Origin of the sequence: Mycobacterium xenopi, assembly GCF_009936235.1 — a bacterium.
Taxonomy (GTDB): Bacteria; Actinomycetota; Actinomycetes; order Mycobacteriales; family Mycobacteriaceae; genus Mycobacterium; species Mycobacterium xenopi.
This window is the reverse complement of sequence record NZ_AP022314.1, coordinates 621,011-642,551: the sequence shown is the minus strand read 5'-3', so window position 1 is coordinate 642,551 and position 21,541 is coordinate 621,011. Positions and strand designations below refer to the sequence as shown.

Genomic DNA, 21,541 nt, shown 5'->3' with positions numbered 1-21,541 from the left:
CTGCGGCGGCCCAGGAATGGTGCAGCGACAGCCCCAAAGCTGTGCATGACCTTGTGAGCGCCGACCGTGAACTCGCATTGCTGCGCGAATTGATCCGGGCCGCGTCGAACGGGCCGGAAGTCGAGCCGCTCGCCGCGGCGGCGGCGCGAATGATCACCGAGGCCACCGGCACCGACGTGTGTTTGGTGCACGTGCTCGACGATACCGGCCGTTCGCTGACCCTGGCCGGTGCCACACCGCCGTTCGACCGTCAGGTCGGACAGGTCCGATTGCCGTTGGGATGCGGCATCTCGGGCTGGGTGGCCAGCCGCCGCCAGCCTGCCGTGATCAGCGACGCCAAGCAATCCGACCCGCGGTACCTGGCAATCGAATCCCTGCCCGGGCCAGATTTTGCGTCGGTGGTGTCAATCCCAATGGAGACCAAACTGGGCGGACTCGTCGGAGTGCTTGAGGTGCACACGGTTAATCGGTGTGAGTTCACATGGCGCGACGTCGAGCTGCTGCTGGTGATCGGCCGGCTCATCGCCGGGGCACTGCACCAGGCGCGACTGCATCGTCAGTTGGTGGCCCGCGAGCGCGCGCATGAGAACTTCGTCGAGCAAGTGATCGAGGCTCAAGAGATCGAGCGCCGCCGGCTGGCGTCCGACATTCACGACGGCATCACGCAACGGCTGATCACGCTCGCGTATCGGCTCGATGCCGCGGCGCGGGCCATGCGCGATGACCAGGCCGGGGCATCCGCACAACTCGACGCGGCACGTGAACTCGTCGAATCGACGTTGCTGGAGGCCCGTGCGGCCATTCGCGGGCTGCGGCCGCCAGTTCTCGACGATCTCGGCCTCGCAGGCGGATTGGCCAGCCTCGCCCGCTCGATTCCCCAGATCGACCTGGAAGTGGAGCTGGACGATACCCGATTGCCCGAGCACATTGAACTCGCGCTTTACCGCATCGCCCAGGAATGCTTGCAGAACGTGGTGAAACACGCCAATGCGAAAACGGCACGGCTGTGCTTCAGTGTGGACGGTGGTACCGCCCGGCTTGAAATCGCCGACGACGGGATCGGTTTCAACACCTCAGAGCAACCGCTGGGCGGTGACGAGATGGGCGGCTACGGCCTGTTGTCGATGGCCGAACGCGCTGAACTCGTCGGCGGCCAACTGCACATCCGCTCACGCGCCGGATCCGGCACAACGGTCACGGCGACCATCCCGCTGACAACGCGCTGACGTTAGCCCTCATGGTGTCGTCAACTGCTTCGGTGGTTTGTGAAGCGCCAACCGGTGGGTAGGGCATAGTTTGGAGACCATCTGTGGCGTTCCCGTCGCCGCCAGAGCCACATCACCGATCTCCTCCCCAGGCCGAAAACGTCATGCCTCGGCGCCGGGCGCGTCAGATCGCCGCGCCGGGGTTGAGGATGCCCAGTGGGTCGAGCGCGCCCTTGATCCGCTGGTTCAGCGCCATGGCGTCCGGACCGATCTGGCCGGCCAGCCACGGCCGCTTCAGCCGGCCGACGCCGTGCTCGCCGGTGATCGTGCCACCCAGGCCGATGGCCAGCTCCATGATTTCCCCGAACGCCAGATGGGCGCGCTGCATCATCGCGGCGTCGGTGGGGTCGTAGACGATCAGCGGGTGGGTGTTGCCGTCTCCGGCGTGCGCGATCACCGAGATCATCAGTTCACGTTCGGCGGCGATGCGCGCGATTCCGGTGACCAGCTTGCCCAGCGCCGGCAGCGGCACTCCTACATCTTCCAGCAACAGCGATCCCTTGCCTTCGACCGCGGGGATGCAAAACCGGCGAGCGGCGACGAATGCCTCGCCCTCCTGCGGATCGTCGGTGGTGAACACTTCCTTGGCTGCGTGTTCGGCGAACACGTTCGCCATCAGCGTGGCGTCCTCCGCTCCGGCACGTCCACGCTCGTCGGAGCCGGCGAGCACCATGGCGGCGGCCTCGCGGTCCAGACCCATGCGGAAGTTGTCCTCGACGGCGTTGATCGCCACCGAGTCCATAAACTCCAACATCGCGGGGCGGATCCGGCGGGTGACCCCGAGCACCGCGTCGCTGGCGGCCTGGACCGACGCGAAGGTGGCCACCACGACACTCGACGCAGGTTGTGCAGGCAGCAGCCGCAGCGTCACCTCGGTGATGACACCCAGCGTGCCCTCGCTGCCCACGAACAGCTTGGTCAGCGAAAGCCCTGCGACGTCTTTGAGCCGCGGCCCGCCCAGCCGCACCGCGGTGCCGTCGGCCAGCACCACCTGCAGGCCCAGTACGTAGTCGGCGGTGACTCCATATTTCACACAGCACAGCCCGCCGGCGTTGGTGGCGATATTGCCGCCGATGCTGCAGATCTCATACGACGACGGGTCGGGCGGATACCACAGCCCGTACTCGGCGACGGCCTTTTTCACCTCGGCGTTGAGCAGGCCGGGCTGAACCACCGCGGTCCGGGTGAGTGGGTCGACGGTGATCTCGCGCATTTTCTCCATCGAGAGCACGATGCTGTCGTCGAGCGCGGTCGCCCCGCCGGACAGTCCGGTGCCCGCACCGCGGGTGACCACCGGTATCCGGTTGGCACTGGCCCAGCGCAGCACGGTCTGCACATCTTCGGTGCGCCGGGGCCGCACCACGGCCAGCGGCTTGCCCGCCGACGGGTCGAAGGCGCGGTCTTGCCGATAGCCCTCGGTGACCGCCGGGTCGGAGACCACCATCCCGTCCGGCAGCTCTGCGATCAGGCTGGCCAGCACATCAGCGCCCACGGCCTAATCCTGCGTTTCGGCCGAAAACTCGCCGGCGGCGTCCAACTCGTGCAGTGACGACAACCGCCCCGCTGGGGTGATGCAGCGATCACTTGAGACTGAGACAAGCGCGTTACGGAGCGCGCACGCTTCGTCAGCCCCGACAAGTTCGACGAAGTGAAGGATGGCCGCCGTGCGCTCTTCGGATGCATCGGCGGTCTGGTGCAGCGCATCGAGCATCAGCTCGGCGACCAAGTCCTCGCGGCTATGCGCGGGCGCATACCGGTAGGCCCGACCGTCGCGATACTGCACGACAAGGTTTTTGGTAGTCAACCGCCGCAGCACCGTCATGATCGTGGTGTAAGCCAGATGGCGCTCCGATAGTCCCTCATATACTTGGCGGACCGTCTGGGGCTCGGATGCCGACCACAGCTGCTCCATCACTGCGCGCTCTAGGTGTCCCATCAGCGCCCACTTGGCCATGCCTGCGGTCACCTCCTGGCCCCAGGGTGGACGCTACTGACGGCCGGGCAGCTACAGCCTCACCCAGGTGGTGGGCGCCTTGGGTGAGAATATCAACTATTTACTTTACTATTAAGGGTTGATTCTCAATAGACATGTTCATGGTGACGTGGGACTATTCGGGTATGACAGGGCGCAACTGGGTTTTAAGTCCGGCTGCCCGAAGCCGATCCGGCCCGGCAGATTCGGTCCTCGAATCCCGGACCCATGCGTGCGCCTTGATGACCCAATCGAATCTCTCGGAGCTACGGTGCAGACGATGAGCGACCCAATCTCGCAGACCCCACGTCGGTCCTTCGGTTTCAGCGGCGGTTCGATATCCGGACCACAGTTGGAGGCAAAGCAAGCGCAGCCGGATGTCGCGGCCCTGCCCGCCGACGCGGTGGTGGACCTCGCGGAAGCGCGCAGGCAGTCCGGCGTCGATGAGGTGCTGGACAAGCTCGATCGCGAACTCGTCGGGCTCCAACCGGTCAAGACCCGGGTCGCCGAGATCGCGGCCCTGCTGCTAGTCGACAAGACACGTGCCCGGTTCGGCATCACCGCGCAGCAACCCACGCTGCACATGTGCTTCACCGGAAGCCCGGGAACTGGCAAAACCACCGTGGCGATGCGGATGGCTGAGCTGCTCCACCGGCTGGGCTACCTGCGGCGGGGACACTTGGTCCATGTCACGCGCGACGACCTGGTCGGCGAGTACATCGGCCACACCGCGCCCAAGACCAAAGAAGTGATCAAGCGGGCAATGGGCGGTGTGCTGTTCATCGACGAGGCCTATTACCTATACAAGGTCGAGAACGAACGTGACTATGGGTCGGAGGCGATCGAGATCCTGCTACAGGTGATGGAGAACAACCGCGACGACCTGGTTGTGATCTTGGCCGGTTACGCCGACAAGATGGACACGTTCTTCTCGGCAAACCCCGGGATGCAGAGCCGGATTGCACACCACATCACGTTCCCGGACTACACACTCAACGAGCTTGAGGAGATCGCGTTGCTGATGGCTGCCGACCTGGGCTACACCTTCTCCGACGACGCCCGGGTAGCGCTGCGTGAGTATCTGAGTCGTCGGATCAAACAGCCCCGGTTCGCAAACGCCCGCAGTGTACGCAACGCCCTGGAGCGGGCCAGGCTCCGACACGCACGCCGACTGTTCTGTGATGACGGCTCCGCCGACTTGCCGTCGCTGACCACCATCGAGGCGCCCGACCTCCTGGCAAGCAGGGTATTCGATGATGCACACGCCCCGCCGGGGCCACAATGACCACCGCTGCTCGGCTGCGCGCTCTGGTGGAGCTGGCCGACACGGGATCGGTGCGCGGGGCCGCGGAGCGACTTGTGGTGACGGAGTCGGCGGTCTCGTCCGCACTCAGCGCGCTAAGCGCCGAAGTCGGGGTTCCTCTGATCGACCGGCACGGCCGCGGCGTGTGCCTGACACCAGCCGGGCACCGCTACGTCGAGTACGCGCGCCGAATTCTCGGTCTGCATCACGAGGCGGTTCTGGCGGCTCGCGGGGAAGCCGATCCCGAGCACGGCTCCATCCGGTTGGCCGCGGTCACCACCGCCGGCGAGCTGTTGATTCCAGCATTGCTTGCTTCGTTTACCGCCAAGTACCCCGATGTCGTGTGCGAGTTGGAGGTCGGCTCGCGAACCGCGCTCTGGCCGATGCTCGCCCGCCACGAGGTCGACGTTGTGGTTGCCGGGCGCCCGCCGACCGATCTGCGCCAGATCAACGTGCGAGCGATCAGCCCGAATGTACTCGTCGTGGTCGGACCGCCGGAGCTAGCGCAATCTTTCGTGCCGGCAGAGGCGACGTGGCTGCTACGGGAATCGGGTTCCGGGACGCGGGCCACGACGGCGATGCTCTTGAGCGAATTGGAGATTTCGCCACCGCAGATGGTGCTGGGCTCCCATGGGGCGGTGGTGGCAGGCGCGATCGCGGGATTAGGCGTGACGTTAGTGCACCGCCAGGCGGTGAAAAAGGAGTTGGAGTCCGGTGTCCTGATTGAGCTGCCGGTACCCGGTACGCCGTTGGATAGGCCGTGGCACGTCGTCACTCATTTGCACTGTACCGGGCCCACTGAGCTATTGATCAAGCATCTGATCGCTCATCGCGAACTAGGTTGGCGTGCGGTGCCTGGGTCCACCCTGACGGTCACCCAGGAGGGGGATGGTGCCCAATAGCAGTTGTGGCTAGGTGTTTCACATTACCCCAACCGAGGAGGGTACATGAGAAGCACCCATCGCGATCCGATAGATCATTTCCGGACCACCAACCACCACGCCGGTGAGTTTTTCATAGACCTCTACTGCTGGCCGGGGCTGGCCTCGATCGCACTGGGAGCGATGTCGCTTGTATGCTGCCTGGCCGCGGCGGCATACAACCATCACGAATGGGTGTTGACGACAGCGGTAGTGGGCGCTCTCGCGATCGCCGGCGGTATTGCATGGCTCGTTGTCGAGCATCATCGGGTGCTGCGCATCGAACACCAGTGGATGGCAGCTCAAAACGCAGCACAGCCAACCAGCCCGCTTTTCGTCCGGTTGCCGCAGAACTTAGGCGATGAAATGGCGTCGCAACAGTCGAATGACACCATCTCTCAACGCAATCGGGTCGACTGGGTGTGAGAAGACGGCCTCTGCCCGTGACCATGCCGCCAGCCAGTCGTCGTCGGCCCTGCCGGTAATGACTGTGATCGGGGGGCATTGCAGCAGCTCGTCTTTGAGCTGCTTAGCCATGCCTAATCCCCCAGCCGGTGATGCCTCCCCGTCTAGAATCGCCACGTCAACATTTCCTGACCTTACGTGTCGCAGGGCAACAGCCGGCGTGGCGACGTCGATGAAATCTGCTGCAGTCAAACGAGTCGATGGTGACATGCCCAATGCCAGTTTGATTCGGTCGCGCGTGTCCGCGTTATTGCTGTAAACCAGCACTCGAAGCGGAGTTTCGAGATTGCGGCGAGTCAGGTGTTGAATCACGCCACGAATGCTAACGGCCTGGCTTGCAGGCGTGAATCCCCTTATCAGTCCCCCAGGTTGGGGTGCTGGTTTGCGGGAGCGATTCGTCACGGTGGGAATCACAACGTTGTCGATGAGAGGTTACCCGGTGAATGTCTACACACCGATCCTGGTCCTCGGGGGGATCGCCACTGCTTTCGCGGTGTTCTCGGTGATCGTGGCATCGGTGGTCGGCCCGTCTCGCTACAACCGGGCAAAGCTGGAGGCCTACGAGTGCGGCATCGAGCCTCCCGAATCTTCCCCGGCGCGCACCACTAGCGGGCACCGGTTCCCGGTGAAGTATTACCTCACCGCGATGTTGTTCATCGTGTTCGACATCGAGATTGTGTTCCTGTACCCCTGGGCGGTCAGCTACGACGCGCTGGGGATATTCGCGCTTGTCGAGATGGTGGTGTTCATGCTCACCGTGTTGGTGGCCTACGCGTACGTATGGCGCCGCGGCGGGTTGACGTGGGATTGAGGTAAGACGTGGGCCTGGAAGAGAAACTGCCCAGCGGTTTCCTGTTGACCACCGTCGAAGCGCTGGCTGGCTATTTTCGCAAGAGCTCCCTGTGGCCGGCGACATTCGGGCTGGCGTGCTGCGCGATCGAAATGATGTCGACGGCGTCGCCTCGATTCGACATCGCCCGCTTCGGAATGGAGAGGTTCTCGGCAACGCCGCGTCAGGCCGATCTGATGATCGTCGCCGGCCGGGTCAGCCAGAAGATGGCACCGGTGCTGCGCCAGATCTACGACCAGATGGCCGAGCCCAAATGGGTACTGGCCATGGGCGTGTGCGCATCGTCGGGCGGAATGTTCAACAACTACGCGATCGTGCAGGGCGTGGACCACGTCGTGCCGGTGGACATCTATCTGCCCGGGTGCCCGCCGCGGCCGGAGATGCTGCTGTACGCAATTCTCAAGCTACACGAGAAGATTCAGCAGATGCCGCTGGGGTGGACCGAGAGCGTGCCATCGCCGAAGCCGAAGAGGCGGCGCTGGCAGCCAAGTCCACGATCGAGATGCGCGGGCTGTTGCGATGAGCTCACCAGGACAAGACCCACATGAGGCGATACGCCGCGGCGACGAGGAAGTGATCGATGTCCGCCGCGGCATGTTCGGCGTCTACGACACCGGCGACACTTCCGGCTACGGACGGCTGGTGCGCGCGGTCACGCTGCCCGGCAGCAGCCCGCGGCCCTACGGCGGCTACTTCGACGAGGTGGTCGACACCCTGGCCGACGCATTGAAATGCAACGGCGTCGAATACGCCGACGCGATCGAGAAAGTCGTGGTATATCGCGACGAGCTGACGCTGCACGTACGCCGTGAGCTGTTGCCGCAAGTCGCCCAGCAGCTTCGCGACGACCCGCGGCTGCGCTTCGAGCTGTGCCTCGGGGTCAGTGGCGTGCATTACCCGCACGACACCGGACGCGAACTGCACGCGGTCTACCCGCTCAAGTCGATCACCCACAACCGTCGCATCCGGCTGGAAGTGTCTGCGCCGGACAGTGATCCGCACATCCCGTCGCTATTCGGGATCTATCCGACCAACGACTGGCACGAACGCGAAACCTACGACTTTTTCGGAATCATCTTCGATGGACACCCGTCGTTGACCCGTATCGAGATGCCCGACGACTGGCATGGTCATCCGCAACGCAAGGATTACCCGCTCGGCGGCATCCCGGTGGAGTACAAGGGCGCGCAGATTCCCCCGCCCGATGAGCGGAGAGCCTACAACTGATGAGTGAACCGACCGAAACGGTGCTGATGGCCGGTGGCCGAGATTGGGAAGAGGTTGTCCAGGCCGCCCGCGACGCGGATCCCGGCGACCGCATCGTCGTCAACATGGGGCCCCAGCACCCGTCCACCCACGGGGTGCTGCGGCTGATCCTGGAGATCGAAGGTGAGACGGTAACCGAGGCCCGCTGCGGTATTGGCTACCTGCACACCGGAATCGAAAAAAACCTGGAATACCGGTACTGGACTCAGGGCGTCACCTTCGTGACCCGGATGGACTACCTGTCACCGTTTTTCAACGAGACCGCGTATTGCCTGGGTGTGGAGAAACTGCTCGGCATCACCGATCAGATTCCCGAGCGGGCCAACGTCATCCGGGTGATGATGATGGAGCTCAACCGGATCTCGTCGCACCTGGTCGCATTGGCGACCGGCGGCATGGAACTGGGCGCGATGACCGCGATGTTCCTCGGCTTCCGGGAGCGCGAGCTAGTGCTCAACTTGTTCGAGTTGATCACCGGGTTGCGGATGAACCACGGCTATATCCGCCCCGGCGGTTTGGCCCAGGATCTGCCGGACAACGCAGTCACCGAAATCCGCAAGTTCCTCGACCTGATGCCACGCCGGTTGCGCGACCTGGAGGACCTGCTCAACGAGAACTACATCTGGAAGGCCCGTACCCAGGGCATCGGCTACCTCGACCTGACCGGGTGCATGGCGCTGGGCATCACCGGCCCAATCCTGCGTTCCACGGGGTTGCCCTACGACCTGCGGCGTGCCGACCCGTATTGCGGGTACGAAAACTACGAATTCGACGTGATCACCGAGGACAGCTGTGACGCCTACGGGCGCTACATGATTCGCGTCAAGGAGATGCACGAGTCGCTGAAGATCATCGAGCAGTGCCTGGACAAGCTGAAGCCAGGTCCGATCATGGTCTCCGACCGCAAGATCGCGTGGCCCGCCGATCTGAAGGTGGGCCCCGACGGGCTGGGCAACTCACCAGAGCACATCGCCAAAATCATGGGCAGCTCGATGGAGGCGCTGATCCACCACTTCAAACTGGTGACCGAGGGCATCCGCGTCCCCCCGGGACAGGTGTATGTCGCGGTGGAGTCGCCGCGCGGCGAGCTGGGCGTGCACATGGTCAGCGACGGTGGCACTCGTCCGTACCGCGTGCACTACCGCGATCCGTCGTTCACCAACCTGCAGGCCGTGGCCGCCATGTGCGAGGGCGGCATGGTCGCCGACGTGATCGCCGCGGTTGCCAGCATCGACCCGGTGATGGGCGGGGTCGACCGGTGACCGGCCCGCAACGCGAGCCGGTGTTCCTGCACCTAGGCCCTCCACCCGAAGAGCCCGGGCAGTTCGTCGTCGAGGGTGCTCCCCAGTCGTATCCGCCCGACGTGAAGGCTCGGCTGGAGGTCGACGCCAAGGAGATCATCAGCCGCTACCCCGATCGGCGCTCGGCGATCTTGCCGCTGCTGCACCTGGTGCAGTCCGAGGACTCGTATTTGACGCCGGCGGGTTTGGAATTCTGCGGCGAGCAGCTGGGACTGACCGGCGCGGAGGTCGCGGCGGTGGCGAGCTTTTACTCGATGTTTCGCCGCGGGCCCACCGGTGAGTATTTGGTCGGCGTCTGCACCAACACGCTGTGCGCGATCATGGGCGGTGATGCCATCTTCGACACGCTGGTAAATCACCTCGGCGTCCGCAACGACCAGACCACCCCTGACGGCAAGATCACCTTGCAGCACGTCGAGTGCAACGCCGCCTGCGATTACGCGCCGGTGGTGATGGTCAACTGGGAGTTCTTCGACAACCAGACACCGGAGTCGGCGCGTCGGCTCGTCGACGCGCTGCGCGCGGGCAACCCGCCGCGGCCCACCCGCGGTGCCCCGCTATGCCCGTTCCGCCAAACCGAACGCGCGCTGGCCGGCTTCCCCGATGAACGCGAAATCCACACAGTCGGTGAGGCAACCCTGGCCGGGCTTCGAGTTTCGCTCGAAAAGGGTATGGCCGCGCACGGATTGGAAGGACAGGATTGACATGCCGCTGACGCCGGTCTTGAGCCGCTATTGGGACCATCCCGAGTCCTGGACGCTGGATACCTATAGCCGCCACGACGGCTACCAAGCGCTGAAAAAGGCGCTCGGCATGACGCCCGAGGAGGTCATCCGAACGGTTGAGGCTTCCGGGTTGCGGGGCCGCGGCGGTGCCGGTTTCTTGACAGGGACGAAGTGGTCGTTCATCCCGCGGGGTGACACCGGGCCGGGCGCCAAGCCGCACTACCTCGTCGTCAACGCCGACGAATCCGAGCCCGGCACGTGTAAGGACATCCCCCTGATGCTGGCCACGCCGCACGTTCTGATCGAGGGCAGCATCATCGCCGCCTATGCGATCCGGGCCAGCCACGCATTCATCTATGTCCGCGGCGAAGTGCTGCCGGTGATCCGGCGGCTGCACAACGCCGTCGCCGAGGCCTACGCCGCTGGCTTTTTGGGCACCGATATTCTCGGCTCTGACTACGACCTGGATCTGGTGGTGCACGCCGGCGCGGGCGCTTATATCTGCGGCGAGGAGACCGCGCTGCTCGATTCCCTGGAGGGCCGGCGCGGCCAGCCGCGGCTGCGGCCGCCCTTTCCCGCCGAAGCGGGCCTGTACGGGTGCCCGACCGTCGTCAACAATGTTGAAACCCTTGCGTCGGTCCCTGCGATCATTCTCAACGGCGTCGATTGGTTCCGGTCGATGGGCAGCGAGAAGTCGCCTGGCTTCACGCTGTGCTCGCTGTCCGGGCACGTCACCCGCCCCGGCCAGTACGAGGCGCCGCTGGGCATCACGCTGCGTGAATTGCTCGCCTACGCCGGCGGTGTGCGCGCCGGACACCGGCTGAAGTTCTGGACGCCGGGCGGCTCGTCGACTCCGTTGCTCACCGACGAGCATCTCGACGTGCCCTTGGATTACGAGGGCGTCGGCGAGGCCGGCTCAATGCTGGGCACCAAGGCACTGCAGATCTTCGACGAGACCACCTGCGTGGTGCGCGCAGTGCGGCGCTGGACGCAGTTCTACAAACACGAATCCTGCGGCAAATGCACGCCATGCCGCGAAGGCACCTTCTGGCTCGACCAGATTTACGAGCGGCTGGAAACGGGGAAAGGTACCGAGGAGGATCTCGAGAAGCTGCTCGACATCGGCGACATCCTGTTCGGAAAGTCGTTCTGCGCGTTGGGCGACGGCGCAGCCGTGCCGGTGCAGTCCTCGCTGAAATACTTCCGCGACGAATACGTCGCCCACATCGAGGGCGGTGGCTGCCCCTTCGACCCCCGCAAGTCGATGCTCAGCGGAGCGGACGCATGACGCAGACGGCCGACGCCGCAAAGAGTGTCGCTGGCCAGGAGATGGTGACGCTCACGATCGACGGTGTCGAGATCAGCGTTCCGAAGGGAACCTTGGTGATCCGCGCCGCCGAGTTAATCGGCATCCAGATCCCACGGTTTTGCGACCATCCGCTGCTGGACCCGGTCGGCGCGTGCCGGCAATGCCTAGTCGAAATCGAAGGCCAGCGCAAGCCCATGGCCTCGTGCACGACCGTGGCCACCGACGACATGGTGGTGCGCACCCAGCTGACTTCGGAAGCCGCCGACAAAGCCCAGCACGGCGTCATGGAACTGCTGCTGATCAACCATCCGCTGGACTGCCCGATGTGCGACAAGGGCGGCGAATGTCCGCTGCAGAACCAGGCGATGTCCAACGGCCGTCCCGATTCCCGCTTCACCGACGTCAAGCGCACATTCGCCAAGCCGATCAGCATCTCCTCGCAAGTGCTGCTGGACCGGGAGCGGTGCATTCTGTGCGCCCGCTGCACCCGGTTCACCAACCAGATCGCGGGCGACAATTTCATCGACATGCTCGAGCGCGGCGCGCTGCAGCAGGTCGGCATCTACGCCAACGAACCGTTCGACTCCTATTTCTCGGGCAATACCGTGCAGATCTGCCCGGTCGGCGCACTGACCGGCACCGCCTACCGCTTCCGGGCCCGCCCCTATGACCTGGTGTCCACCCCCAGCGTGTGTGAGCACTGCGCCTCAGGCTGCGCGCAGCGCACCGACCATCGCCGTGGCACAGTGCTGCGTCGGCTGGCCGGTGACGACCCGGAAGTCAACGAGGAGTGGAACTGCGACAAGGGCCGCTGGGCGTTCACCTACGCCACCCAACCCGACCGCATCACCACTCCATTGGTCCGCGACGCCCAGGGTTCGCTGATACCGGCGTCCTGGCCGCAGGCACTGCAGGCGGCAGCCGACGGGCTGGCCGCGGCCCGCCGACGCGCAGGCGTGCTGGTCGGCGGGCGCGCGACGCTGGAGGACGCCTACGCCTACGCCAAGTTCGCACGGATCGCTTTACACACCAACGACATCGATTTCCGGGCCCGACCACACTCGGCCGAGGAGGCCGAGTTCCTGGCAGCCCGCATCGCGGGAAAGCCGATGACGGTGACGTACTCCGCGCTCGAATCCGCGCCGGTGGTGCTGCTGGCCGGCTTCGAGCCGGAGGACGAGTCGCCGATCGTATTCCTGCGGTTGCGTAAGGCCGCCCGCAAACACGGTCTGCCGGTGTATGCGATCGCGCCGTTCGCCAGCCACGGGTTGGAGAAGATGTGGGGCCGGGTAATCAAAACCGTGCCCGGCGCAGAGGCGTCGGCGCTGGAGCAGCTCCCCGGCGAGGTGGGGGAACTGCTGCGCAGGACGGGCGCGGTGATCATGGTGGGCGAGCGACTAGCCACCGTGCCGGGCGGATTGTCGGCGGCAGCCAGGCTGGCCGACGCCACCGGGGCGCGGCTGGCGTGGGTGCCGCGGCGCGCCGGAGAGCGCGGTGCGCTGGAAGCTGGTGCACTGCCAAACCTGCTGCCTGGCGGCCGGCCAACCGCGGTACCGGGGCGAGACACTGCAGGTATCCTTGCCGCTGCGGGTGATGGGAGCCTGGATGCGCTGCTGATCGGTGGGATGGACCCGGGCGACCTGGCCGATCCGGACGCCGTCCTGGCCGCTCTGGATAGGGTCACCTTCTTGGTCAGCCTGGAGCTGCGGCACAGCGATGTCACGCAGCGCGCTGACGTGGTGTTCCCGGTCGCCCCGGCAGCAGCGAAGTCGGGGACCTACCTCAACTGGGAGGGCCGCCCACGCAGCTTCGCTGCCGCACTGTCGAATAGTACAAATTCCGATCTGCGGGTGCTCGATGCGCTGGCCAACGAAATGGGTATCCGCCTCGGACTGCCCAACGTCGAGGCCGCCCGCAACGAGCTGAGCCAGCTGGGCACCTGGGACGGCGACCGCCCAAACAGCCCCAACATCCAGCCTGCTCCGGCGGTGAGACCGCCTGCCGGGCAGGCGATACTGACGGGCTGGCGGATGCTGCTCGACTACGGCCGCATGCAGGACGGCGAGCCATACCTGGCCGGTACCGCGCGAAAGCCAGTCGTGCGGCTGTCGGCCGACACCGCAGCCGAAATCGGTGCCGCCGACGACGTTCCGGTCACCGTCAGCACCGCGCGCGGCGCGATCACGTTGCCGCTGACCATCACCGACATGCCAAGCCGGGTGGTGTGGCTACCGCTGAACTCACCCGGCTCCGCGGTGCACCGGCAGCTGGGCGTCACGGTTGGGGCCGTCGTATCGATCGGAGTGAACCGATGACTGGTTTCGGGCAGGACATCTGGTGGCTGATCGCCGCCAAGGCGGTCGGGGTCTTCGCCTTCCTCTTGGTAACCGTGCTCGTCGCCATCTTGGTCGAACGGAAGTTGTTGGGCCGCATGCAGATGCGCTGGGGACCCAACCGGGTCGGCCCGCGTGGGTACCTGCAGAGCCTGGCCGACGGAGTCAAACTCGCGCTCAAAGAGGGCATCATCCCCGCGGGTGTCGACCGGCCGGTTTACCTTCTGGCGCCAATCATTTCGACCGTCCCGGCGATCACCGCGTTTGCGTTCATCCCGTTCGGTCCGCGGGTGTCGGTCTTCGGTCAACGTACGCCGCTGCAGGTGACGGACTTGCCGGTCGCGGTGTTGTTCATCCTGGCGTGCTCGTCGATCGGGGTATACGGCATCGTGCTGGCGGGCTGGTCGTCGGGGTCGACCTACCCGCTGCTGGGCGGCGTGCGCTCCACCGCCCAGGTGATCTCCTACGAGGTCGCGATGGGCCTGTCGTTCGCGGCGGTGTTCCTGTTCGCCGGCTCGATGTCGACCTCGCGCATCGTGTCCGCCCAGGACCGCGTGTGGTACGTGTTCATGCTGCTGCCGTCGTTTCTGGTCTACCTGGTGTCGATGGTCGGTGAAACCAATCGCGCGCCGTTCGACCTGCCCGAGGCCGAAGGCGAACTGGTCGCCGGCTTCCACACCGAGTATTCGTCGCTGAAATTCGCGATGTTCTACCTCGCCGAATACATCAACATGACCACCGTGTCCGCGCTGGCCGCCACGCTGTTCTTCGGCGGCTGGCACGCCCCGTGGCCGCTGAACCTGTGGGCCGGCGCCAACGCCGGCTGGTGGCCGCTGCTGTGGTTTACCGCCAAAGTCTGGACTTTCCTGTTCGTCTACTTCTGGCTGCGCGCCACCCTGCCCCGGCTGCGCTACGACCAGTTCATGGCGCTGGGCTGGAAAGTCCTCATCCCGGTGTCGCTGCTGTGGGTGATGGTCGCCGCCACCATCCGCAGCCTGAGCACCGCAGGGCTGACCCACCCGACCGCCGTGCTGGTTGCCGCGGGTGTCGCCGTCGCCGCGGGCCTGCTGACCTACATGCGAAGACCGCTGTCCGGCTTGGAAACTCGACCCCGGGACGATCCCGCACCGGTCAGTGCCGCGGAGTTCCCCACGCCGCCGCTGCCGGGCGAGGCGCCGATCAAGGAGGCCGCCCATGGCTAAGTTCTTCGACTCGATCGCCGGGTTCGGTGTGACGCTGGCGGCGATGTTCAAACGCCCGCTCACCGAGGAGTATCCGGAAAAGCCCGGCCCGGTGGCACTGCGCTACCACGGCCGTCATCAACTCAACCGGTACGCCGATGGCCTGGAAAAGTGCATCGGGTGCGAGCTGTGCGCCTGGGCGTGCCCGGCCGACGCCATCTACGTGGAGGGCGCCGATAACACCGAGGAAGAACGCTATTCGCCCGGGGAGCGCTACGGGCGGGTGTACCAGATCAACTACCTGCGCTGCATCGGCTGCGGGCTCTGTGTCGAGGCGTGCCCGACCCGGGCGCTGACAATGACCAACGACTACGAGATGGCCGACGACAACCGCGCCGACCTGATCTATGAGAAGGATCGCCTGCTGGCCCCATTGCAGCCCGCAATGCAACCACCACCACACCCGCGCGCGCCCGGCGCTACCGACGCCGACTACTACCGCGGCAACGTCAAACCCTTTTGGGAGGTGAGCCAATGACAGCCACGTTTGTCGCGGAGACAATCACCCAGACCTCGACCAGTGAGGCCGTGGCGTTCTGGATTCTGGCCCCACTGGCGCTCGTCGGCGCGCTCGGGGTGGTGATGGCCGCCAACGCGGTTTACTCGGCGATGTTTTTGGCGATGACGATGATCATCCTGGCGGTGTTCTACCTGACCCAAGACGCGCCGTTCCTCGGTGTGGTGCAGATCGTGGTCTACACCGGCGCGGTGCTGATGCTGTTCTTGTTCGTGCTGATGCTGATCGGCGTGGATACCGCGGAATCACTGAAGGAAACCCTGCGCGGACAGCGCATTGCCGCCGTGGTGGCCGGAGTGGGGTTCGGCAGTGCGCTGATCGCGGGCATCGGCAGTGTGACCACCACCGGATTCGCCGGACTGACCCAGGCCAATGCCGGCGGCAACGTCGAAGGCTTGGCCACGCTGATCTTCTCCCGCTACCTGTGGGCGTTTGAGTTGACTAGCGCGCTGCTGATCACCGCGGCCGTCGGGGCGATGGTGCTGGCGCAGCGGCAGCGGCTCGAGCAGCGAAAGACTCAGCGCGAGTTGGCAATCGAACGGTTCCGACCGGGAGGTCACCCGACCCCGCAGCCCAACCCCGGCGTCTACGCCCACCACAACGCCGTCGACATACTGGCCCTGCTGCCTGACGGCTCCTACGCCCAGAAATCCGTCTCAGGGAGCTTGCGGCCACGTCGCGTCCTGCCACGCCGACGCCACGGTTCTGCGCACCTGCCACCCGCACGGTCACATCTGAGACTGGTACCACCGCCGCCCAAAGCCACCGCTGAATGGATGGAAGGTTGGATGAGCGGCTCTTCCGGCAAGGACGGTCAACCATGAACCCGCAGAACTACCTGGATTTGTCAGCATTGCTGTTCACCATCGGTGCTATAGGTGTCTTGTTGCGGCGCAACGCGATCGTGATGTTCATGTGTATCGAGCTGATGCTGAATGCCGCCAACCTGGCGTTCGTCACCTTCGCCCGCATGCACGGCCGCCTCGACGGTCAAATGGTCGCGTTTTTCACCATGGTGGTCGCCGCCTGCGAGGTCGTGATCGGGCTGGCCATCATCATCACGACTTTCCGCGCCCGCAAGTCGGCGTCGGTCGACGACGCCAATCTGCTCAGAGGCTGACATGGCCAATCTTGTGTGGTTGTTGCTCGCGCTGCCCTCGGTCGGGGCGGTGGTGTTGCTGTTGACCGGAAAGCGCAGCGATCCCTGGGGGCATCTCCTAGGCTGCGCGACGGTGCTGACGTCGTTCGCGGTTGGGGCAACGTTATTCGTCGAAATGCTTGGCCGTCGCGGCGAATCCCGCGCGATCCAACAGACCTTGTTCTCGTGGGTGCCGGTTGGAGAGCTGCGGGTCGATTTCGGATTACAGCTGGATCAGTTGTCAATGTGCTTTGTGCTGCTGATCACCGGCGTCGGTTCGCTGATCCACATCTACTCGATCGGTTACATGGCCGACGACCCGGACCGCAGGCGGTTTTTCGCGCACCTGAATCTGTTTGTGGCGGCGATGCTGCTATTGGTGCTCGCCGACAACTACCTGGGCTTGTATCTGGGGTGGGAGGGCGTCGGCTTGGCATCGTATCTTCTGATCGGCTTCTGGTACGAGCGCCCGTCGGCGGCGACAGCGGCCAAGAAGGCTTTCGTGGTTAACCGAGTGGGCGACGTCGGGTTGACCGTCGCGATGATGGTCATGTTCGCTGCATTCGGCACGATCTCATTCAACGGGGTGTTCACGGCCGCCTCCAGTGCAGACGAGAGAGCGCTGACTGCGATCGGCCTGTCGCTGCTTTGGGCGGCCTGCGGAAAATCGGCGCAGGTCCCGTTGCAGTCCTGGCTCGGCGACGCGATGGAGGGCCCCACCCCGGTGTCCGCGCTGATCCACGCCGCCACCATGGTGACCGCCGGCGTCTACCTGATTGTGCGCTCAAACCCGGTCTTCGATCTGGCGCCGAATGCTCAAGTGGCCGTGATGCTCGTCGGCGCTGTCACATTGCTGTTCGGTGCGATCATCGGCTGCGCGAAAGACGACATAAAAAAGGCACTGGCCGCCTCGACGATGAGTCAGATCGGCTACATGGTGCTAGCCGCCGGCCTCGGCCCGGCCGGCTACGCGTTCGCGATCCTGCACCTGCTGACCCATGGCTTCTTCAAGGCCGGGCTGTTCCTCGGCGCCGGTTCGGTGATGCACGCGATGAACGACGAAGTGAACATGCGCCGCTACGGCGGCCTGCGCACCGTCCTGCCGATCACCTACCTGACGTTCGGGCTGGGCTATCTGGCGATCATCGGAGTGCCCCCATTGGCTGGATTCTTCTCCAAGGACGCCATCATCGAGGCCGCGCTGGACTATGGGGGCATCCGGGGAGCTCTTCTGGGCGCGGCGGCGGTGCTGGGTGCCGGGATCACCGCGTTTTATATGAGCCGGGTCATGCTGATGACGTTCTTCGGCGAAAAGCGTTGGGCACCAGACGCGCACCCACACGAGGCGCCCGCGGTGATGACCTGGCCGATGATCCTGCTCGCGGTGGGCTCGGTGTTCTCTGGTGGACTGCTGGCCACCGGCGGGGCGTTGCAACACTGGCTGGAACCGGTTGTCGGCGTGGAGGCAGTCGCGCAGATCACGCCGGTGTGGATGATCACTGTGCTGGTCCTCGTGCTGGTTGGCGCCGGAATCGCCGTGGCGGTGGGAATGTTCGGGCTCAGGTCCGTGCCGCAGGTGGCCCCCGCGGGTTCGCCGCTCACGGTAGCTGCCCGCCGGGATCTCTACGGCGACGCCTTCAACGAGGCAGTGTTCATGCGGCCCGGCGCGCACCTGACCCGGGCGCTGGTCAAAATCGACGAAGGTGGGGTCGACGGCGCGGTCGAGGGCATCGCAGCTCTGCTGGCCGGCACCTCAACCGACTTGCGGCGGGTGCAGAGCGGATTCGTCCGCTCATACGCGTTGTCGATGTTCGCCGCAACAGCGCTGGTGCTCGTGGCGATCCTGGCGGTGAGACTGTGGTGAGCCACCTGCCCTGGCTGAGCATCCTGTGGCTGACACCGGGCGGCGGCGCAGCGGTGATCGCGCTGTTGCCCGCCACCATGCGGACATTCGCCAAGTGGCTGGGACTGGGTACGGCGATGGCCGTGCTGGCGGTATCGGTGGTGCTGGCTGCGCGATTCGACACCAGCTGTGCACCCTACCAATTCGTCGAATCACACCGCTGGATACCGGAATTCGGTGCCAGCTACACGCTGGGTGTGGACGGTATCGCGATGGTCCTGGTGTTGTTGACCGCGGCCCTGCTGCCGCTATTGATCATCGCCGGCTGGAACGACGGCGACGCACGTGTTCGCGGCCCACAAAGTTACGTGGCATTGATGCTGGCCGTCGAATCGATGGTGCTGATCTCGCTAACCTCGCTGGACATATTGCTGTTTTACGTGTTCTTCGAGGCCATGCTGATACCGATGTACTTCATGGTCGGCGCATTCGGCCCGGGCGAACATCGCTCCCGCGCGGCACTGAAATTCCTGCTGTACAACCTGTTCGGCGGCCTGGTCATGCTGGCGGCGGTGATCGGGCTGTATGTGGTAACCGCGCAGAAGGGCATCGGCACGTTCGATTTTCGCGCGATCGTGACAGCAGTGGCATCGGGATCGCTGCACGTCGACCCCGGGGTGCTAAACGCCTTGTTCGGCGGCTTTTTGTTCGCGTTCGCCGTGAAAGCCCCACTGTGGCCGTTTCACACCTGGCTGCCAGGGGTGGCCACCGAAGCCACACCGGCCACCGCGGTGTTGATGATGGCGGTGATGGACAAGGTCGGCACCTTTGGTATGCTGCGCTACTGCCTGCAATTATTCCCCGGCGCGTCAACCTATTTCCGCCCGGCGATCATCACGTTGGCCGTGGTCGGGATTATCTATGGGGCGGTGGTGGCGATCGGCCAGACCGACATTATGCGACTGATCGCCTACGCCTCGATCTCGCACTTCGGGTTCATCATCCTGGGCATCTTTGTGATGACCACCCAGGGACAGAGCGGCTCCACGCTGTACATGGTCAACCACGGCCTGTCCACCGCCGCATTGTTACTCACCGCCGGATTCCTGATTAGCGGCGCGGCTCGCGCGCCATCGCCGCGTACGGAGGCGTGCAGAAAGTGGCACCACTGTTGGCCGGCACGTTCCTGGTCGCGGCGCTGGCGACGCTGGCCCTGCCCGGACTGGCACCGTTCATCAGCGAATTCCTGGTCCTGATCGGCACTTTCAACCGATACTGGCTGGCAGCGGTGTTCGGCGCCACCAGCCTGGTGCTCTCCTCGATCTACATGCTGTGGCTCTACCAGCGGGTCATGACCGGCCCCGTCGCCAACGGCAACGAACGCATCCGCGACCTGATCCCCCGCGAAATCGTCGTCGTGGCACCCCTGATCGCGTTGCTGGTGATGCTCGGCTTCTACCCCAAACCGGTATTGGACATCATCAATCCCGCGGTCGGCCACACCATGGCAACGATCGGACAACACGATCCTGGACCGCGCACGGCTGAAGGGCCTCGATGAGCATGACCGTCCCCTGCATCGAATACGGCCGACTGTCGCCGATGCTGATTGTCTTCGGCGCTGCCGTCGTGGGCTTGCTCGTCGAGGCCTTCGTCGCACACCGCAATCGTTACTCGACGCAGCTCGCGCTTGCCGCGGGCGGGCTGGTACTGGCATTGGTGGCCGTTGGTTTGCTCGCGGGGCACCATGGCACTGCGGTTATGGGTTCCGTCGCAGTCGACGGGCCTGCGCTGTTCCTGCAAGCGACCATATTGTCGCTCGGCATAGCTGCCGTGGGAGTGATCGCTGAGCGGCATCTTGGCGCGTTCGCCTCACACGCGGCGACCATCCCCGGAAGTTTGGACGAGCAGCACGCAGAACGCGCCGGGATCACCCAGACCGAAGTCTTCCCCCTCGCGATGCTGTCAACCGGCGGCATGCTCTTGTTTCCGGTATCCAACGACCTGTTGACAATGTTCGTTGCGTTGGAGGTACTTTCGCTACCTCTATACCTCATGTGCGGGCTAGCACGCTGCCGCCGACTGCTGTCACAGGAGGCGGCACTCAAGTACTTCCTGCTAGGGGCATTCTCGTCGGCGCTCTTCCTCTACGGCATCGCGATGCTTTACGGCTATGCCGACACGTTGACAGTGCCTGGTATCGGTGCCGCCATCACGAAAAATGGCGGCACCGCGATGGCATTGATCGGCGCTGGCCTGCTGACGGTCGGCCTGCTATTCAAGATCGGAGCGGTACCGTTCCACTCCTGGGTTCCAGACGTATATCAGGGCGCACCGACACCTATTACCGGGTTCATGGCAGCCGCGACGAAGATCGCCGCATTCGGTGCGCTGCTACGTATCCTCACTGTGGCACTGCCGGGATTGACTGCCGATTGGCGGCCCATATTAGTGGCGGTCACGATCTTGACCATGATCGTCGCCTCGGTGTTGACGGTGACCCAGACCGAACTCAAGCGTCTCCTCGCCTATTCTTCGATTGCAAATGCTGGCTTCATCCTTATCGGCGTGATCGCCGCGAAAAGCGCCGGCTTGTCATCGACGATGTTCTACCTTGTCTCCTATGGTTTCAGCACGCTGGGAGCCTTCGCGGTGATCAGTCTCGCGCGGAATACCGCTGACGAGGAGGACACCGAGATTTCCCGGTGGGCCGGATTAGGCCGGAGGGCGCCGCTAGTGGCGGCGACGCTTGCGCTGTTTTTACTTGCCATGGCAGGAATTCCGTTGACAAGCGGGTTCATCAGTAAATTCGTGGTCTTCCAGGCAGCGATGTCCGACGGAGGCGCGGTCTTGGTGGTCGTCGGTGTGATCAGCAGTGCGATCGCGGCTTTCGCCTACATCCGAATCATTGTGATGATGTACTTCACCGATCCGCCCGCCGACCCGCCACACGTCAGGACGCCGAGCGCACTCACCGCGGCCGCAGTTGCGGCAGGGGTGGCCGTCACCGTGTTACTGGGGATTGCGCCGCAGCCGCTACTCGACCTCGCCAACCAGGCCGGGCTGTTCCTGCGCTAAGCCGAAGTTCCCCGC

Annotated in this window: 18 protein-coding genes and 2 pseudogenes; 18 read left to right on the top strand and 2 right to left on the bottom strand. The window is 64.6% G+C overall.

Going from position 1 to position 21,541, the window contains the following annotated elements; genetic code table 11:
• Window positions 1-41 precede the first annotated feature (41 nt).
• On the top strand, window positions 42-1,226 hold the full coding sequence (locus MYXE_RS02770) for a GAF domain-containing sensor histidine kinase (RefSeq protein ID WP_085194893.1): 1,185 nt from the start codon (window positions 42-44) through the stop codon (window positions 1,224-1,226).
• A 163-nt stretch (window positions 1,227-1,389) separates the two neighbouring features.
• Here MYXE_RS02770 and MYXE_RS02765 read toward each other — a convergent pair whose 3' ends face one another.
• Entirely contained in the window at window positions 1,390-2,757 is a 1,368-nt protein-coding gene (locus MYXE_RS02765) for an FAD-binding oxidoreductase (RefSeq protein WP_085194867.1), read from the bottom strand.
• Window positions 2,758-2,760: 3 nt separating this feature from the next.
• Entirely contained in the window at window positions 2,761-3,219 is a 459-nt protein-coding gene (locus MYXE_RS02760) for a BlaI/MecI/CopY family transcriptional regulator (protein ID WP_085194869.1), read from the bottom strand.
• 298 nt (window positions 3,220-3,517) lie between these two features.
• Between MYXE_RS02760 and cbbX the strand changes: the two genes are divergently transcribed.
• The 17 genes and pseudogenes from cbbX to nuoN all read left to right on the top strand — a co-directional run bounded on the left by cbbX (window position 3,518) and on the right by nuoN (window position 21,526).
• Window positions 3,518-4,522 carry a CbbX protein gene (gene cbbX, locus MYXE_RS02755; RefSeq protein WP_085194871.1) on the top strand — a complete coding sequence of 335 codons (1,005 nt, stop codon included), beginning with the start codon at window positions 3,518-3,520 and terminating at the stop codon, window positions 4,520-4,522.
• Entirely contained in the window at window positions 4,519-5,442 is a 924-nt protein-coding gene (locus MYXE_RS02750) for a LysR family transcriptional regulator (protein WP_085194873.1), read from the top strand. The genes cbbX and MYXE_RS02750 overlap by 4 nt, the downstream gene beginning before the upstream one ends.
• Before the next feature lie 45 nt (window positions 5,443-5,487).
• Window positions 5,488-5,886, top strand: coding sequence for a protein UsfY (gene usfY / locus MYXE_RS23915; RefSeq protein ID WP_174893198.1), 399 nt, complete (start codon window positions 5,488-5,490; stop codon window positions 5,884-5,886).
• A 478-nt stretch (window positions 5,887-6,364) separates the two neighbouring features.
• Window positions 6,365-6,736, top strand: a complete 372-nt coding sequence (locus MYXE_RS02740) for an NADH-quinone oxidoreductase subunit A (protein ID WP_112649991.1) — start codon at window positions 6,365-6,367, stop codon at window positions 6,734-6,736.
• Window positions 6,737-6,744: 8 nt separating this feature from the next.
• Window positions 6,745-7,298 (top strand): annotated as a pseudogene (locus MYXE_RS02735) (NuoB/complex I 20 kDa subunit family protein).
• Complete coding sequence (locus MYXE_RS02730) at window positions 7,295-8,002, top strand: NADH-quinone oxidoreductase subunit C (RefSeq protein ID WP_003920747.1); 708 nt, start codon at window positions 7,295-7,297, stop codon at window positions 8,000-8,002. Before MYXE_RS02735 ends, MYXE_RS02730 begins: the two are co-directional and overlap by 4 nt.
• Window positions 8,002-9,303 (top strand): NADH dehydrogenase (quinone) subunit D, encoded by a 1,302-nt coding sequence (gene nuoD, locus MYXE_RS02725; RefSeq protein ID WP_085193723.1) that lies wholly within the window; start codon window positions 8,002-8,004, stop codon window positions 9,301-9,303. The genes MYXE_RS02730 and nuoD overlap by 1 nt, the downstream gene beginning before the upstream one ends.
• On the top strand, window positions 9,300-10,046 hold the full coding sequence (nuoE, locus tag MYXE_RS02720; protein ID WP_112649992.1) for an NADH-quinone oxidoreductase subunit NuoE: 747 nt from the start codon (window positions 9,300-9,302) through the stop codon (window positions 10,044-10,046). Before nuoD ends, nuoE begins: the two co-directional genes overlap by 4 nt.
• A 1-nt stretch (window position 10,047) precedes the next feature.
• Window positions 10,048-11,355 (top strand): NADH-quinone oxidoreductase subunit NuoF, encoded by a 1,308-nt coding sequence (nuoF, locus tag MYXE_RS02715; protein ID WP_112649993.1) that lies wholly within the window; start codon window positions 10,048-10,050, stop codon window positions 11,353-11,355.
• The gene (locus MYXE_RS02710; protein WP_112649994.1) at window positions 11,352-13,691 is read left to right on the top strand and encodes an NADH-quinone oxidoreductase subunit G; all 2,340 of its coding nucleotides are present in this window, start codon (window positions 11,352-11,354) and stop codon (window positions 13,689-13,691) included. The genes nuoF and MYXE_RS02710 overlap by 4 nt, the downstream gene beginning before the upstream one ends.
• Window positions 13,688-14,911, top strand: coding sequence for an NADH-quinone oxidoreductase subunit NuoH (gene nuoH / locus MYXE_RS02705; RefSeq protein ID WP_085197450.1), 1,224 nt, complete (start codon window positions 13,688-13,690; stop codon window positions 14,909-14,911). Before MYXE_RS02710 ends, nuoH begins: the two co-directional genes overlap by 4 nt.
• On the top strand, window positions 14,904-15,428 hold the full coding sequence (nuoI, locus tag MYXE_RS02700; protein WP_085197448.1) for an NADH-quinone oxidoreductase subunit NuoI: 525 nt from the start codon (window positions 14,904-14,906) through the stop codon (window positions 15,426-15,428). Before nuoH ends, nuoI begins: the two co-directional genes overlap by 8 nt.
• Window positions 15,425-16,291 carry an NADH-quinone oxidoreductase subunit J gene (locus MYXE_RS02695; protein ID WP_085197446.1) on the top strand — a complete coding sequence of 289 codons (867 nt, stop codon included), beginning with the start codon at window positions 15,425-15,427 and terminating at the stop codon, window positions 16,289-16,291. The genes nuoI and MYXE_RS02695 overlap by 4 nt, the downstream gene beginning before the upstream one ends.
• Window positions 16,288-16,587, top strand: coding sequence for an NADH-quinone oxidoreductase subunit NuoK (gene nuoK, locus MYXE_RS02690; protein WP_085197444.1), 300 nt, complete (start codon window positions 16,288-16,290; stop codon window positions 16,585-16,587). The genes MYXE_RS02695 and nuoK overlap by 4 nt, the downstream gene beginning before the upstream one ends.
• A gap of 1 nt (window position 16,588) precedes the next feature.
• Window positions 16,589-18,469 (top strand): NADH-quinone oxidoreductase subunit L, encoded by a 1,881-nt coding sequence (gene nuoL, locus MYXE_RS02685; protein ID WP_085197442.1) that lies wholly within the window; start codon window positions 16,589-16,591, stop codon window positions 18,467-18,469.
• Window positions 18,466-20,009, top strand: a pseudogene (locus tag MYXE_RS02680) (NADH-quinone oxidoreductase subunit M). Before nuoL ends, MYXE_RS02680 begins: the two are co-directional and overlap by 4 nt.
• Window positions 20,006-21,526, top strand: coding sequence for an NADH-quinone oxidoreductase subunit NuoN (gene nuoN / locus MYXE_RS02675; RefSeq protein WP_085197438.1), 1,521 nt, complete (start codon window positions 20,006-20,008; stop codon window positions 21,524-21,526). The pseudogene MYXE_RS02680 and the gene nuoN overlap by 4 nt, the downstream one beginning before the upstream one ends.
• The last annotated feature ends 15 nt before the right edge of the window (window positions 21,527-21,541 follow it).